Raw genomic sequence first — 15,033 nt, 5'->3', positions numbered from 1 at the left:
CGCGGGCGCGTCGCAGGCCATGGGGCTGCCGTTCGGGCCCTCGAGGCGCGCCACCTCGCCGCCGGGCTCGAGCACCGGGGCCGGCGTTCGGGCGGTGGAGCGCGACGTGGCGCCGGTGGGACCCGCCCAGCGCGATCCCGTCGGGCGCCTCATGTCCCAGGGTTTCGCCTGGGCTCCTCCCGGTATGTTCCAGCAACCATTGCGCGAGCGCGCCCCGGCTCGGTATTTTGCTCGCCGTGCGGCTCGGGGATCGGATCGGCGGGCGCTTCCTCCTCCGACGGCGCGCGGGCGCGGGAGGGATGGGCGAGGTCTTCGAGGCCCTCGACGACGCCCGAAATGCCCCGGTCGCGCTCAAGATCCTGCGCGGCGCCTCGAGCGACGACCTGCACCGGCTCGAGCGGGAGGCCCGCGCCCTCGCCGACCTCGATCACCCCGCAATTGTACGATACATCACACATGGACAGACCGAAGGGGACGCGCTCTACCTCGCCATGGAGTGGCTCGACGGCGAGGATCTCGCCTCGCTGCTCCGGCGGCGGCGGCTCGACCCCGAGGAGGCGCTGACGCTCGCGCGCGGGGTGGCTGGCGCCCTCGCCGAGCTCCACCACCGGGGCGCCGTGCACCGCGACATCAAGCCGAGCAACCTCTTCCTCGTCGGCGGCGCCATCGACGGGGTGAAGCTCATCGACTTCGGCATCGCCAGGTTCGGAGCGCTCTCCCGCGTGACGCAGACCGGGGCGCTCCTCGGCACGCCGGGGTACATGGCGCCGGAGCAGGCCCGCGGAGACCTGCACCTCTCGCCGGCGGTCGACGTCTTCGCGCTCGGCGCCGTGCTGTACGAGGCGCTCTCCGGGCGGCCGGCGTTCCAGGCCGACAACGCGATGGCGCTCCTCGCCAAGCTCGTCTTCGACGACCCGCCGCGGCTCGGGCAGGTGCTCCCCGACGCGCCACCGGCCCTCGACGCGCTCGTGGGCCGGATGCTCGCGAAGAGCCCCCTCGCGCGGCCCCGCGACGGCGCGGCCCTGCTCGCCGAGCTCGAGGCGATCGCCGGGCGCCGCGCGCCGGACGGCGGCCCCGCGGCCGCGCCGGCGGCGCTCGGGGCCGCCGAGCGCCGCCTGGTCTCCGTGGTGCTGATCGGCGGCCACGCCGGTCCGGTGAACCCGGACGGGACGACGCTCGTCGCCCGCCGCGATCACGACGAGGCCGTCGCGGAGCTCCGGAGCGCGACCGCCGCGGCCGGCGGTCGGCTCGAGCTGCTCGCCGACGACACCGTCGCCATCGCGCTCGGGGACGGCGGCGTCGCCAAGGACCGGGCGGCGAGCGCCGCGCGCCTGGCCCTCGCGCTGCGGGCCGTCGCCGGAGAGCGGCCCATCGCCGTCGCCAGCGGCGTCGACGACGTCGCGGGCCGGCTCTCCCTGGGCGACGCCATCGACCGCGCGGCGCGCCGGCTCGCGCGGCCGGGGTCCGCCGCCGTCGCCGTCGACGAGGTGACCGCCGCGCTGCTCGACCCGCGCTTCGACGTGCGCGACGGCGACGCGGGGCCGGAGCTCTGGGGCGAGGCGGAGCACGCGGAGGGCCCGCGGCTGCTGCTCGGCAAGCCCGCGCCCTGCGTCGGCCGGGAGCGGGAGCTCACGAGCCTCGAGGAGGCCTTCGCCGAGTGCGCCACGGAGCGGCAGGCGCAGGCGTTCGTCGCGGTCGCGCCGGCCGGGGCCGGGAAATCTCGCCTGGCGCAGGAGCTCCTGCGCTCCCTCGAGCGGCGCGGCGAGCCGCTCACGCTGTGGATCGGCCGAGGGGACTCGCTCCGCAACGGCTCGCCGCTCGGCCTGCTCGGCCAGGCCCTGCGCGGCGCCGCCGGCGTGCTCGGCGGCGAGCCGCTCGACGAGCGCAGGGCCAGGCTCTGCGCCTGGGTGGATCGGATCGTCCCGCCCGCCCACCGGCGTCGCGTCGCCGAGTTCGTCGGCGAGATCATCGGCGCCCCGCTGCCCGACGACGACAGCGCCCAGCTCCGGGCCGCGCGCCGCGACGCGCTCCTCATGGCCGAGCAGATGCAGCGCGCCTTCGAGGACCTGGTCCGCGCCGCGTGCGCGGAGCGCCCGGTCCTGCTCCTGCTCGAGGATCTGCACTGGGGCGACGCGGCCACCGTGCGCTTCGTGGACGCCGCGCTCCGCGCCGCCGACCAGTCCCCCTTCTTCGTGCTGGCCCTCGCGCGGCCGGAGATCCGCGAGGCCTTCCCCGACCTCTGGGCCAAGCGGGGCGCGCACGTGATGAGCCTCCGGCCCCTGCCCCGCCGGGCCGCCGAGCGGCTCGCGCGCGAGATGCTCGGCGGCCTCGCCGGCGACGCCACCATCGCGCGCATCGTCGATCAGGCCGAGGGCCACGCGTTCTATCTGGAGGAGCTGATCCGGGCCGCGGCCGGCTCCGGCGGGGCCACGCGGCGCGCGCTGCCGGAGACCGTCGTGGCGATGGTCCGGTCGCGCCTCGAGGGCCTCGATCTCGACGCGCGCCGGGCGCTGCGCGCGGCGAGCATCTTCGGCGAGGTGTTCTGGGACGGGGGCGTCGCCGCGCTGCTCGGCGGGGAGGCGGCGCGCTCCGAGGTCGGCGGCAGGCTCGGGTACCTGGTCGATCAGGCGGTGCTCGTCCGCGGCCCGGACAGCCGCTTTCCGGGCGAGGAGGAGTACACCTTCCGCCACGCGCTGCTCCGCGAGGGGGCCTACGCGATGCTCACGGAGGCCGATCGCGCGCTGGGCCACCGGCTCGCCGGCGCGTGGCTCGAGGCGCGCGGCGAGGCCGACGCGCTCCTGCTCGCCGAGCACTTCGAGCGCGGGGGGGAGCACGAGCGCGCGGCGCGGCACTGCCTCGCCGCCGCGGAGCAGGCGATCCGGAGCGGCGACGCGGCCGCGGCGCTCCGGATCGCGGAGCGCGGGCTCGCCTCCGCCGCCGGCGCCGCGGGCGGCTCCGGCGGGGCCACGCGGGGCGCGCTGCTCGGCGTCGCCTGCGAGGCGCTCGTCTGGCGGAACGAGGTCGAGGCCGCCCTGCCCCACGCCGAGGAGGTCGTCGGCGCCGCGCCCGCGGGGAGCATGCCGTGGGTGCGCGGCGTCCTGGTCCAGCTCCGCGCGCTGCTCTGCCGGGACGCGCCCGCCGAGACGGCGGCGCTCTGGGAGCTCCTCCTGCAGGTGGAGCCCACGGCCGAGGCGGCGAACCTCCTCGTGTTCGCGCTCGGCGCCACGGGCATCGTCGCCGACGCGGCCGGGCGGCTCGACATCGGGGACCGCGTCGCGGCGCGGACCGCCGCGATCGCCGCCCGCTTCGGCGAGCAGCAGCCGGACGTCCCGGCCTGGACGATCGCCGCCGAGGCGCAGCGCGTCGGCCACGTGGCGGAGGACCCCTGGGCGGGCCTCACGCAGGCCGCGATCGCCGAGGAGATCTGCCGCCGGACGGGCAACCGGCGGCTCCAGCTCCTCCTCTCGGCCGTGCGGGGCACGAACCTCTGGTACCTCGGCGCGCTCGACGAGGCCGAGCGCGAGCTCGGCGCCGTCGTCGCCGCGCACCCGGAGCTCGGGCTGCTCTCGGCGTACCCGATGTTCTGCCGGTCGGGCGCGCTGGCCGATCGGGGCGCGCTCGACGAGGCGCGGGCCGAGGCCGAGCGCCTCGTCGCCTCGGCGCGCGCGCGGGGCGTCGGCCTCGACGAGGGCCGCGGCCGCTGGGCGCTCGGCGCCGCCCTGCTCCGCGCCGGCCGGCTCGGGGAGGCCGAGCGCGAGCTGCTCGCCGCGCGCGAGCTGCTCGCCGCCGTCGCCCTCGACGCGCCCGGCCTCCTCGCCACGCTCGCGGCCGTGCGGCTCGCCGCGGGCCGCGTCGACGAGGCGCTCGCGGCGGCGACCGAGGGCCTCGCGCGGTACAGGGCCCAGGGCGCCGCCGGCTTCTTCCGCGGCGCCCAGGTGCGCCTCGTCCACGCCGAGTGCCTCCACGCGGCCGGCCGGATCGACGAGGCGCGCGGCGCCATGGCGAGCGCGCGCGAACGGCTGCTCGCCGTCGCGGCGAGCATCGAGGACCCTGCGTACCGGAAGAGGTTCCTCGAGGATGTGCCCGAGAACGCGCGCACGCTCGAGCTTGCGCGGGCGTGGCTGGGCGGCGGCGGGGATCGGTAGAGGCGACGCGCCGGCGCTCCTGGAAGAACGACGCTCCGATCCAGCGAGCTCGGCGGCGAGCCGTGCACCCTCGACGAGCTTCTGCGTGGCCCCTGCGCCGCGGGGGCGCGGCCACGTTCTGCTCATGGGCGCCTCCTCGCGCCTGCTAGTTCGGCCTGTCAGAAGTCTTGGCAGGGATCACGGCGAGAGAAGAGAGATTTCAACGCAAAGGCGCAAAAATACAAAAGAAATTCTGGTTTGCGCCTTTGCGCCTTTGCGCCTTTGCGTTGAAATCTCTCGGGATCCCTGGCCAGACTTGTGAGGCACGGAACTAGCCGAAGCTCTTGCATCCGAGCCGGTCGAAGAAGCTATTTTGTCCTCCTGCAGCCACACCTCGCGCAGCTGGCCGTCCTGGATCCGGTACATGGCGAAGCCGTGCTTCTCGTAGCGCTTACCCGTGGGCTCCGCGCCGAAGAGCGGGTTCGACAAACGAACAGAACGATTCCAACTTATTGGCGCGAAGTCCAACCCCCGGGAGGCGCCGCTGCACATTGCTCTCCGGACGCCGCGTCGAGGATCCTCGTGACCCTCGACGCGGCGTCCGCGGGCGCGGACAGGGTGTCCTTGGTCCAGCTTCCCGGGCGCAGGGCGCGGACGTTCGACGGGCGGCTGAGCGCCGCGTAAAAGGTTCCAGGAAGACGCGACGGCAGCTCGCGAGGAAGGAGAGTGTATGGCATCGAGAGCGAAGAGGATCCTGGTCATCGGCAAGAGGGCCGATATCCTCGAGCGGAGCGTGGCGGCGCTGAACAAGCAGGGATACTCGGCTGTCGGCACGGTGAGCGCGTCGCCGGACAGGGAGTTCCACGCCGGCGACTTCGACCTCATCACCCTCGGCGGCGGCGTGGACGCCGCCACCCGGGAGCGCCTCCACGCGCGCTTCAAGGAGCAGAACAAGGACGTGATGGTGCTGGACGTGTACGCCCCGATCGCGGGCCAGCAGATCGCCTGGGCGCTCAGGAGATCTTCCGTCGAGGGAGAGCTCGGGAGCGCCTTCTCGGTGACGGAGGGCGACGACACGTTCGCCGCGCGCGCGACGATCGAGCGCGCCTGCGCGCTGCGCCTCGACATCTACAGCTACCCCGGCGCCGCCCTGGAGCCCGTGGTCGCGCGCGTCGTCGACACCTCCGTCACCCCGGGGACACACGAGTTCAGGTTCGAGAAGGAGCTCGCGCGTGACGGGTTCATGGCGGTGCTGACCTTGAACGGCGAGGAGCACCACCTGCACCACCTGCACCAGCACCGGGGCTGAGCCACGCGTAGGGCGCCGGCCTCGCGGGCAAGCGCGGCCGCTCACGGGTGACACGCTCCGCCGCGCTCAGGGGGCCTCGAGCCGCGCGGCGACCTCCTCGCACGTGTGCTCCTCGGCCGCCCGGCAGTTGGCCACCCCAGGCCACGGCGACCAGGAGCACTCCTCACCGTCAGTAGCACACGCCTCCTCGACCTCCGGAGAGATCTCGAGGTCGCAGATCTGATGCTGTGACAGCGTGTCCCATCCCGGCGGGGGTCCGCACTCCATCCCGGGGCGTCCGCAATGCTTCTCGCGGGTCTGCACCAGCGCGGTGCCGTCGCCCAGCACGAAGATCATCGATTCCGTCTCGTCGACGTACGGGCCAATGGAGAGCAGCGAGCTGAGGACGCCCGTGCCGCCTCCGACCAGGAGCCTGGCCGCGCAGGGGAGCGCGTCGGTCAAATACGTGTAGGCGTGATGGTAGAACTGCTGGCAGCTCAGCTCGAAGCCGCACGCGAACAGGTCCACGGCGGGGTCGGGCGCGTCCGCGCCGCCGCCGGAGGAGGAGGTGGTGGTGGACGGCCCCGGCCCCGCGCCCCCGTCCCCCCCATCCACGGGCGCGTTCCCGCCGGCGCCCGAGCCCCCGGCGCCCGCGCCGCCGATGGGATCGAGCGAGATCCGGCACGCGGTCCCGAGCGCCATCATCACGATACATGCAGAGATCATGGTCTTGTTCACGGTGACTCCTTGAGCGCTCCTGGAGAGCGCTTGCGATCCATTCCTGAGATGGCCGCGACTCGCCCCGACGGCTCACCGCTCGACGACGACGCCGAGCGAGAACGACGCGAGCGGGCTGAAGGTCGAGATCACCCGTCCCACGGACCGGATATCGACCTGCGGGATCGCCGCGCCGCCGAGCGCGCCCGCCGTGACAACCAGGGAGTCGATGAGCCGGAGACGCGCTTCGGCACGGCCATACACGAGCGCGGTGAACGTGGACTCGTCGCTGTCGCTGTAGGGCGGTTCGGCGTCTCCGGACGCGCTCACGTGGCCGAGCCCCAGGCCGGGAGAGACGACGAGCCCGACACGGCCTCTCCTCGGCACGGGCGCGAGGACGAGCTCGGCGCCGAGGAGCGTGGAGCGAAAGCGGACTGCGCCTTCCGGCGCCTCGATCGTCGGGCTGACCACCGGCAGGTCCATGAGGAGCCCGACACCGACCCGGGGCGAGGGCCAGATCCGGAGCGAGGCGTCGAGCGAAAGCGACGCGCCCGGCGCCTGCCATCCCGCGGCGATCGCGACGCCGACATCGACGAGCGCGGCCCTGGGCGCCGCGGACACAGGGAACGCGGGCGCGGGAGGCGCCCAGGCGCGGGGCGGCGGGCTCCACCGCGCCTCACCGGGCACCACGGCCTGAGGCGCGGCGGGGGCGGGCGGGACCGGCACCGGCGCGACGGGGGCGGGCGAAACCGGCGCGATGGCCGCCGGCGCCACGGACGCCGGCGCCACGGACGCCGACCGGAGCGCCCGCACCAGCTCCGCCGCGCGGAGCACCCGGGTGTCGAGCGGGCCGTCGGGCGCCACGCTCGCCACGAGGTCCGCCCGCCCGCCCGACGCCGACCAGATCTCGATCGCCCCCTCCTCGCCCTCGGGGACGAGGAGGAGCAGCCCGCCGGGAGCAACCGCCGCGGGGCTCGCCTCGACCTGCACCCGCAAGCCCGCCGCTTCGAGCTCCTGCGAGAGCCGGTGCGCCAGCGCCCCGCGCAAACCGGCCACGACGGTGACCGGCGGCGGCTCGTCGGCCGAACACGGCGCCGCGAGCGCGAGGAACGCCACGAACACGGCGAGCGCGCCGCACGCCGAGCGCGCCGCGGCGCGCGGCGCCCGCCGGCTCCGCCGGCACCGGGCCGACCACCGCGGCGTCCGCCGGCGCAGGCTCAATCGGCCCCGCCGGCGAGCGTCGCCGCGAGCCCGGCGTGGGCGCCGTTCGGGTAGGCCGCGAGGTAACGCGCGGCGAGCTCGCGGGCGCGCGCGGGGAGGTTCAGGTTCCTCGCGCACTCCAGGGAGCGGCCGAGCGCCTCGGGCGCGAGGGTGCCGCGGGGCCGCTCCGCGAGGTACACGGCGAACCAGCGCTCGGCCTCCGCCCAGGCGCCGCGCCCGTCGAACGCCATGCGGCCGAGGTGGTACGCCGCCACCGCCGCGGCGTCGCTCCCGGCGAACCGCTGGCGCGCCGCCTGGTAGAACCGGACCGCGACGTCCGGCTTGCGCGAAAACCGCGCCGCGGAACCGAGCTCGACCAGCTCCGCGCTGCTGGCGCCCCCGAGCACCACCTCGACGCCGAGGCGCTCCACGTCCGCGAGCGCCTCGCCGAGCCTCCCCGCGACGAGGTGCGCGCGCCAGCTGCCAGCCCCCGGAGCGGAGGGGGCCTCGGCCAGGGGCGCTCCCGCGCGGGCCGGCGGCGAGGCAGGGGGCGCGGGCGCAGCGGCGCTCGCGCTCGGGACGCCCTCGCTCGGGAGGAGGGCGGGAGGCCGAGCGGGCGGGCTCGCCTCCGGCGCGACCGCCGGAGACGGCGCCTGCGGCGCGGCGGCGCGTGGCGCCGCGCAGGTCAGCCGTATCGACTCGGGCGCGGCGACGGCGCGCCCCGGCGGCTCGACGCAGGGGCCAAGGACGTGCACCCGGCCGGCGATCATCGAGACCGCGAGCTCCTCGGCCTCCGTGTCCCACGTGACGTCGAACTCCGTGCCGATCACGTGGACCTCGAACGGGCCTCCCGCCACCACCCACCGGGTGTCGTCGCGATGCACGACCCGCACGTGCAGCGAGCCGCGCTCCAGGAGGACGCCCGCGCCCAGAGGGCCGACCTCGGTCACGCGGGCGCGCGTCCCGGGCGCGAGGTCCACGCGCGATCCATCCGAGAAGTCGAGCCCGACCTGCGACGCGTCCGCGGCCACCCACCGGCCGACGGCGCCCGGCGAGCCCTCGACCCGGTAGGTGAGCGGGTCGCCCGGCCGCGCCAGCGCGAACGCGAAGACGAGCGCGAACGCGGCGACACACGCCGCCGCGAGCGCGATTCCGAGCGGCCGCCGGGAGGGAGCCGCCCTCGGGCGCAGCGAGAGCGCGGCCTCCTTGCGGTAGATCGCCTGGAGCCGATCCGCGGCCCCGGGCCGCACGAGGCGCTCGAGCGCGGCGTCCTGGTGCGCGGCGACCCGGCGCCCCACGGCCGCGATGTCCTTGGTCCTCACGTCCATCGGTCGCCCTCCGCGAGCCAGGTGGAAAGCACGTCATCCTTCTTGCAGCGCTCGACGAACGCGAGCTCCGCGCGGTGGATCCGGCGCTTGATGGTCGCCACCGACACGTCGCACGCGGCGGCCACGTCGGCGAGCTCCTGGCCCTCGACGAACCGCAGCGTGAAGGCCAGCCGCTCGTCGGGGTCGAGCGCCTCGAGGGCCCGGTAGAAGGCGCGCACGCCCTGCCGGGCCTCCGGATCGACGATGGCCGCGACCTCCGGCAGCTCGTCGCTCGCGAAGAACGCGAGCCAGCGGTGCCGCCGCTTCTTGCGGATCGCCTCGCGCGCGACGAACACGGTGACGCTCGTGATGAAGGGCCTCAGCGCCTCGGGCTCGCGCACGTCGTCGATGCGGGAGAACACCCGGGCGAACACGTCCTGCACCAGGTCCTCCAGGCACCGGACGTCGCCCAGGATGCGAAACAGCAGCCGCTCGACGAGGCCCGCGTACACGTCGAGCAGGCGGCGCTCCGCCGCGGGGTTCCGGGCGTGCAGGCCACGCAGGACGTCGGACGCGGCGAGCTGCGCGTCGGCAGGGCGCTGCGCGTCGGCAGGGCGCTGCGCGTCGGCAGGGCGCTGCGTGTCGGCAGGGCGCTGCGTGTCGGCAGGGCGCTGCGTGTCGGCAGGGCGGTCCGCTGGACGGGGCTTTCGGACGACGCGGAGGTGCGCTGGCATGCCGGTAGCCCCTTAGATGGCCGGACCCCGCCGCGACGGCTCATCGCGGGCGAGCCGCGACGCCCTGGGCCACGGCGGCCGGCAAGCGAGCGCTCTCCGAGAGCGTCCGCCTCCTCGAACGAGCGCCGGCGTTGCCCGCAGCCGCGCCGCAGGCGGGAGCGACGCGCTCGACAGGACCACCGTCAGCGGGGGACCATCTCCCACATCGAGCGTCTCGTCGGGCCGGGGTTCTCAACTCCAGTGCGCGGTCAACTCGAGGCCATCGGCGTAGTCGCCGCCGCCGGCGATGATGCGTAGGCGGACGTGGCTGGCGCCGCCGAGCTCGAGGAGCTGTTCGCAGGAGCCGATGACTTCGGTCCACATGCTCTCGTCGAAGCCGTAGCACCCGCTCCACCGAGCGTGGGTGAAGCCGCGGCGGGACTGGATGACCTGGACTCGGCCGACGGAGTAGTAGGTGGAGAAGACGCGCTGGCCGAGGGAGAAGAGGGCGGAAGGGGAGATGAGGGCCGCGAGGACTTTGTAGATGCCGCTCATGTCGTCGCGGGTGCACTGGCGGCCAATCTGGTGGATGAGCTCTCTGCCCTCACCGCTGGCGCGCCGGATGGCCTGGAAGAGGTCTTTGTACCAGGCGATCGGGTACCAGCCGGTGGAGACGATGCTGCCGTAGCGCATGCCGTCGCGCACGGGCTCGCTCATCTCGTCCAGGCTGAGCTTCTGGAGGCGCTCTCCGCGCAGCTTGCCGAGGCTCCCGTACACGGAGCGAAACGCCAGTCCCTTGACCTTGGGTTCGTCAGTCATCCAGCCGCGCCAGCGCCCTCAGCGACGAGGGTACCGCGCACCGCGCGAGCAGGCCAGAGAGGAGCCGCTGGCCCACGTGTGACCACGTCGACCCTGCTGGTCGCCGCGCGTGCGGACCGCAGCCGCGCACGCCCGTTCATCGGCGCGCCGCGTCCCATTCGGGGCTGCTCAGGAAGTACGTGTCGTAGAGCTCCTGGACGTCGCGCAAGGTCTCGGGCGGCTCCTGGCCGTACGCGATGCGCGTGAGGTGGCGGAAATACTCGAAGCGCTCGACCCCTGGGGTGATGACGATCAAGAGCTCTGCGGTCTTGCCGCGCGCGGCCGCGAACGCGTGGGCGACCCGGGGCGGGACCACCAGGAGATCGCCCCGCTCGGCCGTCACGATGTCGCTCCCCGAGAGGACCTGCACCGCGCCGTCGAGCACGTAGAACATCTCGGCCGAGCCGTCGTGCCGGTGCGGGCGAGCGCCGTCCGCGTCCTTCGCGAGCGTCACACGTACGGTGGAGAGAGCTCCGCCCGTCGCGCTGCTGTCCGCGAGGAGCTGGATCTTCGTGGTGGGGGAGCCGACGACCTCGGCGTGAGCCCCCCGGACGACGACCGACCGATCAAAGCTGGGCTGGATGATCGACATGCAGCCAGTGAAGCACCCAGGGAGGGAGCGCTCACCTGGAAAAGCGCGGAGCGCCTCGGGAAGCGCCGAAGACGCCGGCGTGTGATCTCGGGCCCGCAGCGCTCCCCCGCGCGCGGGCCCGGTCCGCGCAAGGGGTGCTCCTCGCCCACGACCCCGCTCAAGGGTGGGCTTCGGGAGCTGCCTCCTCGTCCGGCAGGTACAGCTTGAGATCGTCGAACTCGGCCGTCCCCTCGTAATAGTTGATGTGCGGGTCGCCGAAGAAGAAGTGATCCGGATAGGCCGACCCCTCCGGCCAGGTCTCGAACGTCTCCCCGAAGGTGACCGTCTCGTTGTGGCGCGGGGCCTCGTATTCGTCCGGGCGCTGGTTGTAATGCCACGTCACGGGCGGCTCGCGGAATCCCCGCCTCGCCGCGTACGTGGTGCGGCCGCCGTGGTGGAACGTGCCCGCCGCGGACATCGCATAGCCGCCCCCGTCGCGCTCGATCGCGAACACGTAGGCCTCCCGGTCGAGGTACTTGTCCACGAACACCGGGTCGTCCTGCCACCCGCCCGCCGTGTACGACGTGAACCGGTTGCCGTTCCAGGGGCTCCCGAACGCGTCGCCGCGGAGCCAGATCATGCTCACGTAACGCGCGCCGTCCTGCTCGGGCCGGCCCGTCGCGGGGTTCCAGACCGCCGACCACGGGCCGGTGTCGCCGAAGTTGTTGTCGGTGTCCATCACCACCTTCCGGTGATGGTGGATGAGGACGTTGTTGTGCGGCGCCGGCCGCGCGTAATCGGTGATGCAGAGAAAGTAAACACCGTTTCCGAACGTGGCGGACAGCGGCGTCGTGCTCCTGTCGCTGAAGCGCCAGGGGTCGGCCAGCTCGTCGCCGTCGTAGCCGTTCACCTTGCCGCCATGGGTCCAGCGGCCTTCCCTCGGGCCGCCGAAATCGATGTTCGAGACGGTCACCTCGACGCGGTAACGCGCCGGCAAGGGCCGCGTCGAGCGGAGGATCGCGCCGTCGTAATGGCGGGTGGAGACGAGCCGCGCCTTGCCGCCCGCGGCCTCGAAGCGGCCGCCCGTCTCGGGGACGCCGTCGCGGTCGCTGTCGCGGCCGTAGAGCTCGACCGTGAGCCAGCCGCCCTCGCCGTAGGAGAACGACTTCCGGAACGAGCGGAACCTCCGCAGCCCCTGGCGGAAGGTCTCGCCCGCGCGCGAGATGAAGAACGCGCCGTCGTCGTCGAAGGCGTCGACGTGGTAGGGGCTCGCGGGACCGTACGTGTCCTCGGTCCAGGCCGCGGGCTCCTGGAACGGCGTGTCGAAGGTCTCGTGGTGCACGAGCCGCCACCGGACGCCGGCCGCATGGGGTGCGGCCGGCGCGGGCGGAGAGGGCGGCGCCGGCAGAGGCGGCGGCGCCGGCGCCGGCGCCGGCGCGCCGCCGCGCGGCCCGCCCGCCTCGCGCGCGGGCGCGCCCGAGCAGCCTGCCAGCGGGACGGCCAGCGCGACGAGCAGCCGGACGAGCGCGCGCACGCGGCGAGGCCTCGGCGTCCGGTCCCTCGCCACCCCTCGCCGCCTCAGCGGTTCGGCTGCGGCGTGAGGCGCAGGTACGGGCGGACGGCGTTGTAGCCCTTCGGGAACTTCTGCGCGAGGACCTCCGGGTCCTGGAGCGACGGGACGATCACGACCTCATCGCCGTCCTTCCAGTTGGCGGGCGTCGCGACCGCGTGGTTGTCCGTGAGCTGGAGCGAGTCGAGGAGGCGCAGGAGCTCGTCGAAATTGCGCCCGGCGCTCGCGGGGTACGTGAACGTCGCGCGGATCTTCTTGCTCGGGTCGATGATGAACACCGAGCGGACCGTGAGCGTGTCGTTCGCCTGCGGGTGGATCATCCCGTACAGGTTCGACACCTTCCGGTCCACGTCGGCGAGGATCGGGTAGTTCAGCTTCGTGCGCTGTGTGTCCTCGATATCCAGGGTCCAGCGCTTGTGCGAGTCGACGTCGTCGACGCTGAGCGCGATCGGCTTCACGCCGCGCTTGTCGAACTCCGGCTTGAGCTTCGCGACCGCGCCGAGCTCGGTCGTGCACACCGGCGTGAAGTCCTTCGGGTGGGAAAACAGGATGACCCACGAATCCCCGGCCCACTCGTGGAACCGGATGGTCCCCTCCGTGGACGCTTGCTCGAAATCGGGCGCGATGCTTCCGAGTTGCAGGCTCATGTCAGCTCCTCCTCCGACGACGGTTCGTCCGTTATCGCGGACGAATCTCTGCCAGGAGGCGCAGCCTGTCAAGACGTCGCTGCGGCGAACGGCGGCGGAGGTGCCGCGCGCCACGCTCACTCGTTCGGCTCGGCGTCCTCGTCCGCCTCGGCGGGGGCGGGCGCGGGCGGGCCCTTCGATTCTTCGAGGCGGTAGACGTGGATGTGGTGGTCGATGACGGCCTCGCGCACGGCGCCGGTGCGGAGCGCCTTGCACGGCTTGCGGCGCCGGACGTCCACGGTCGCGTGGATCGCCACCCAGGCCGGGCGCGGCACGTCTTGATCGCAGCGGAGCCGCCGGTGCGGGGCGCCGGCGCGCGCGAGCTCGGCGGAGGCCCAGTCGCCGTAGGGCTCGTAGTAGACGGGCGACGCCTTCTGCTCGCGCAGGGTTGCGCCGAGGCTCGCGATGTCCTGGCCCCAGTCCTCGCCGACCATGCTGACCCAGTGGCCGGCGCGCGGGCCCACGAGCCAGTTGAAGTGGCTCAGCTGGTGCGGCGTGGCCGCGACCGCCTCCACGACGACGAGGCCGGCCGCGCCCGCCGCCACGTACGTGGACCACGCGCGCGCCGCGGGCAGGCCCGGATTGCCCGGCCGGCGCGGGCGGAGCACGAGCCACGCGCCGCCGCGCGCCGCGAGCAGGGCCATGAACGGCACCACGGGCAGGACGTGGCGCACGCCGAGGTTGATCTGGGACCTCACCGCCAGCGCGAGGAAGACGACCGGGGCCGTCGCGAGCGCCACCGTGCGCACGTGGGGCCAGCGGCGCCGGACGCGGAGGAGCGACGCGCCGGCGCCGAGCAGGAAGAGGAAGCCGACGGGGCTCTTGAGGACGAGCAGGACCGGGAAGTAGGCGGGCGAGGGGCCGTGCAGGCCGCCGAAGAAGTAGTTGCCGTGGTTCGACTTGGTGTGCGCGGCGGCGGCGAACGCGCCGAAGACGTAGGTGTACGGCAGCGGCACCGGGAGCCCGGCCGGGAGGTGCCGGAGCTGCGAATGGTCGAGCAGGCGGCCGCGCTCCTTGCTGCTCAGCCAGTGCCCCGGCTCGGGCTCGGCGAGGATGCGGGCGACGGTGAGGCCGGTGCGCTGGAAGCCGTAGGAGGCGTTGATCACGAGCAGGACGACCGCGAGGAGGACCGCGCCGTCGCGCGCGAGCGCGCCGGCGACGCGCGGCCAGGAGAGGCCGGCGAAGCGGCCGGCGCGCCGGAGCGCGGCGTAGAGGGCGACGAGCGCGAACAGGAACGGGAGCACCAGCGCGCTGAACTTGGTGACCATGGCGGCGCCGAGCGCGAGCGCGGCGGTGAACAGGCGCGGCAGCCTGCCGGTCGCGAGGTAGCGCTCCCACTCGCAGACCGCGATCGTGAAGGCGACGGTGATGGGGAGGTCGGTGGTGGTCAGGTGGCCGTGCGCGAGCACGATGGGGTGCAGGGCGTAGAGGCCGAGCGCGAGCAGGGCGCGCACGGGGCCGTGCCGCAGGGTGCGCGCGTAGAGGTACACGCCGAGCAGGAGGGCGAGCGCGGCGGTGACCGCGCGGCCGAGCAGCATGTCGGTGCGGGCGCGCGCGAAGGCCTTGGCGCCGTAGGCGCGCGCGACCGCGGTCGAGTCGGCCTTGTCCCAGCCGGAGAGCTGGGAGAGGTCCACCGGCGTGCCGCGCGCGGCGCCGGGCGCGGCCTGGAGGGCGTTGGCGAGCGGCGGGTGGGCGTGCGAGAGGCGGCTGTCGCCCTGCCACCAGAGCGCGAGGCCGCGGGTCGTGTGGAACGGCTCGTCGTAGGTGGGCGAGTCGCGGGCCGCGGCGACCGCCATGAGGGCGGCCATCAGCACGAGGATCCCGGCCGCGACGGCGTGCGCCGTGCGGCGGGTGAGGTGCAGGCGGCGCTGCGGCGGGGGCGGGGCGGCGGGGGGGGTGGAGGTGGGTGCGGCGGCGCTCATGGGCGGGACAGGCGCGCAAGCTAGCCGCGCGGGGGGCGCAGGAGAACGGGATTCCTCGCGGCGGGCGGTGCAGGTCC

11 protein-coding genes are annotated in these 15,033 nt (G+C 74.5%); 2 read left to right on the top strand and 9 right to left on the bottom strand.

Going from position 1 to position 15,033, the window contains the following annotated elements:
* Positions 1 to 236 precede the first annotated feature (236 nt).
* Both WMF43_RS01930 and WMF43_RS01925 read left to right on the top strand, forming a co-directional pair.
* The gene (locus WMF43_RS01930; protein ID WP_437677056.1) at positions 237 to 4,145 is read left to right on the top strand and encodes a serine/threonine-protein kinase; all 3,909 of its coding nucleotides are present in this window, start codon (positions 237 to 239) and stop codon (positions 4,143 to 4,145) included.
* 709 nt (positions 4,146 to 4,854) lie between these two features.
* Complete coding sequence (locus WMF43_RS01925; protein ID WP_437677054.1) at positions 4,855 to 5,433, top strand: hypothetical protein; 579 nt, start codon at positions 4,855 to 4,857, stop codon at positions 5,431 to 5,433.
* Between the two features lie 66 nt (positions 5,434 to 5,499).
* Here the strand turns inward: WMF43_RS01925 and WMF43_RS01920 are convergent, their stop codons facing one another.
* From WMF43_RS01920 to WMF43_RS01880, 9 genes are all read right to left on the bottom strand, one after another.
* Entirely contained in the window at positions 5,500 to 6,150 is a 651-nt protein-coding gene (locus WMF43_RS01920; protein WP_437677052.1) for a hypothetical protein, read from the bottom strand.
* Positions 6,151 to 6,222: 72 nt separating this feature from the next.
* Positions 6,223 to 7,350: a hypothetical protein gene (locus WMF43_RS01915; RefSeq protein WP_437677050.1), complete on the bottom strand. Its 1,128-nt coding sequence runs from the start codon at positions 7,348 to 7,350 to the stop codon at positions 6,223 to 6,225.
* A complete protein-coding gene (locus WMF43_RS01910; RefSeq protein ID WP_437677048.1) occupies positions 7,347 to 8,657 on the bottom strand; it encodes a FecR domain-containing protein in 1,311 nt (436 codons plus the stop codon). Before WMF43_RS01910 ends, WMF43_RS01915 begins: the two co-directional genes overlap by 4 nt.
* The gene (locus WMF43_RS01905; RefSeq protein ID WP_437677046.1) at positions 8,648 to 9,370 is read right to left on the bottom strand and encodes an RNA polymerase sigma factor; all 723 of its coding nucleotides are present in this window, start codon (positions 9,368 to 9,370) and stop codon (positions 8,648 to 8,650) included. The genes WMF43_RS01910 and WMF43_RS01905 overlap by 10 nt, the downstream gene beginning before the upstream one ends.
* Before the next feature lie 231 nt (positions 9,371 to 9,601).
* Positions 9,602 to 10,168 (bottom strand): hypothetical protein, encoded by a 567-nt coding sequence (locus tag WMF43_RS01900; RefSeq protein WP_437677044.1) that lies wholly within the window; start codon positions 10,166 to 10,168, stop codon positions 9,602 to 9,604.
* A gap of 136 nt (positions 10,169 to 10,304) precedes the next feature.
* On the bottom strand, positions 10,305 to 10,799 hold the full coding sequence (locus tag WMF43_RS01895) for a cupin domain-containing protein (RefSeq protein ID WP_437677043.1): 495 nt from the start codon (positions 10,797 to 10,799) through the stop codon (positions 10,305 to 10,307).
* 157 nt (positions 10,800 to 10,956) lie between these two features.
* Positions 10,957 to 12,312 carry a hypothetical protein gene (locus WMF43_RS01890; RefSeq protein ID WP_437677041.1) on the bottom strand — a complete coding sequence of 452 codons (1,356 nt, stop codon included), beginning with the start codon at positions 12,310 to 12,312 and terminating at the stop codon, positions 10,957 to 10,959.
* A gap of 44 nt (positions 12,313 to 12,356) precedes the next feature.
* Positions 12,357 to 12,995 (bottom strand): peroxiredoxin, encoded by a 639-nt coding sequence (locus WMF43_RS01885; RefSeq protein ID WP_437677039.1) that lies wholly within the window; start codon positions 12,993 to 12,995, stop codon positions 12,357 to 12,359.
* Between the two features lie 116 nt (positions 12,996 to 13,111).
* Positions 13,112 to 14,956, bottom strand: coding sequence for a glycosyltransferase family 39 protein (locus WMF43_RS01880; RefSeq protein WP_437677037.1), 1,845 nt, complete (start codon positions 14,954 to 14,956; stop codon positions 13,112 to 13,114).
* Positions 14,957 to 15,033 lie beyond the last annotated feature (77 nt).

The organism is Sorangium sp. So ce131, from assembly GCF_051519095.1.
GTDB lineage: Bacteria > Myxococcota_A > Polyangia > Polyangiales > Polyangiaceae > Sorangium.
This window is presented reverse-complemented; position numbering and strand designations above follow the sequence as displayed.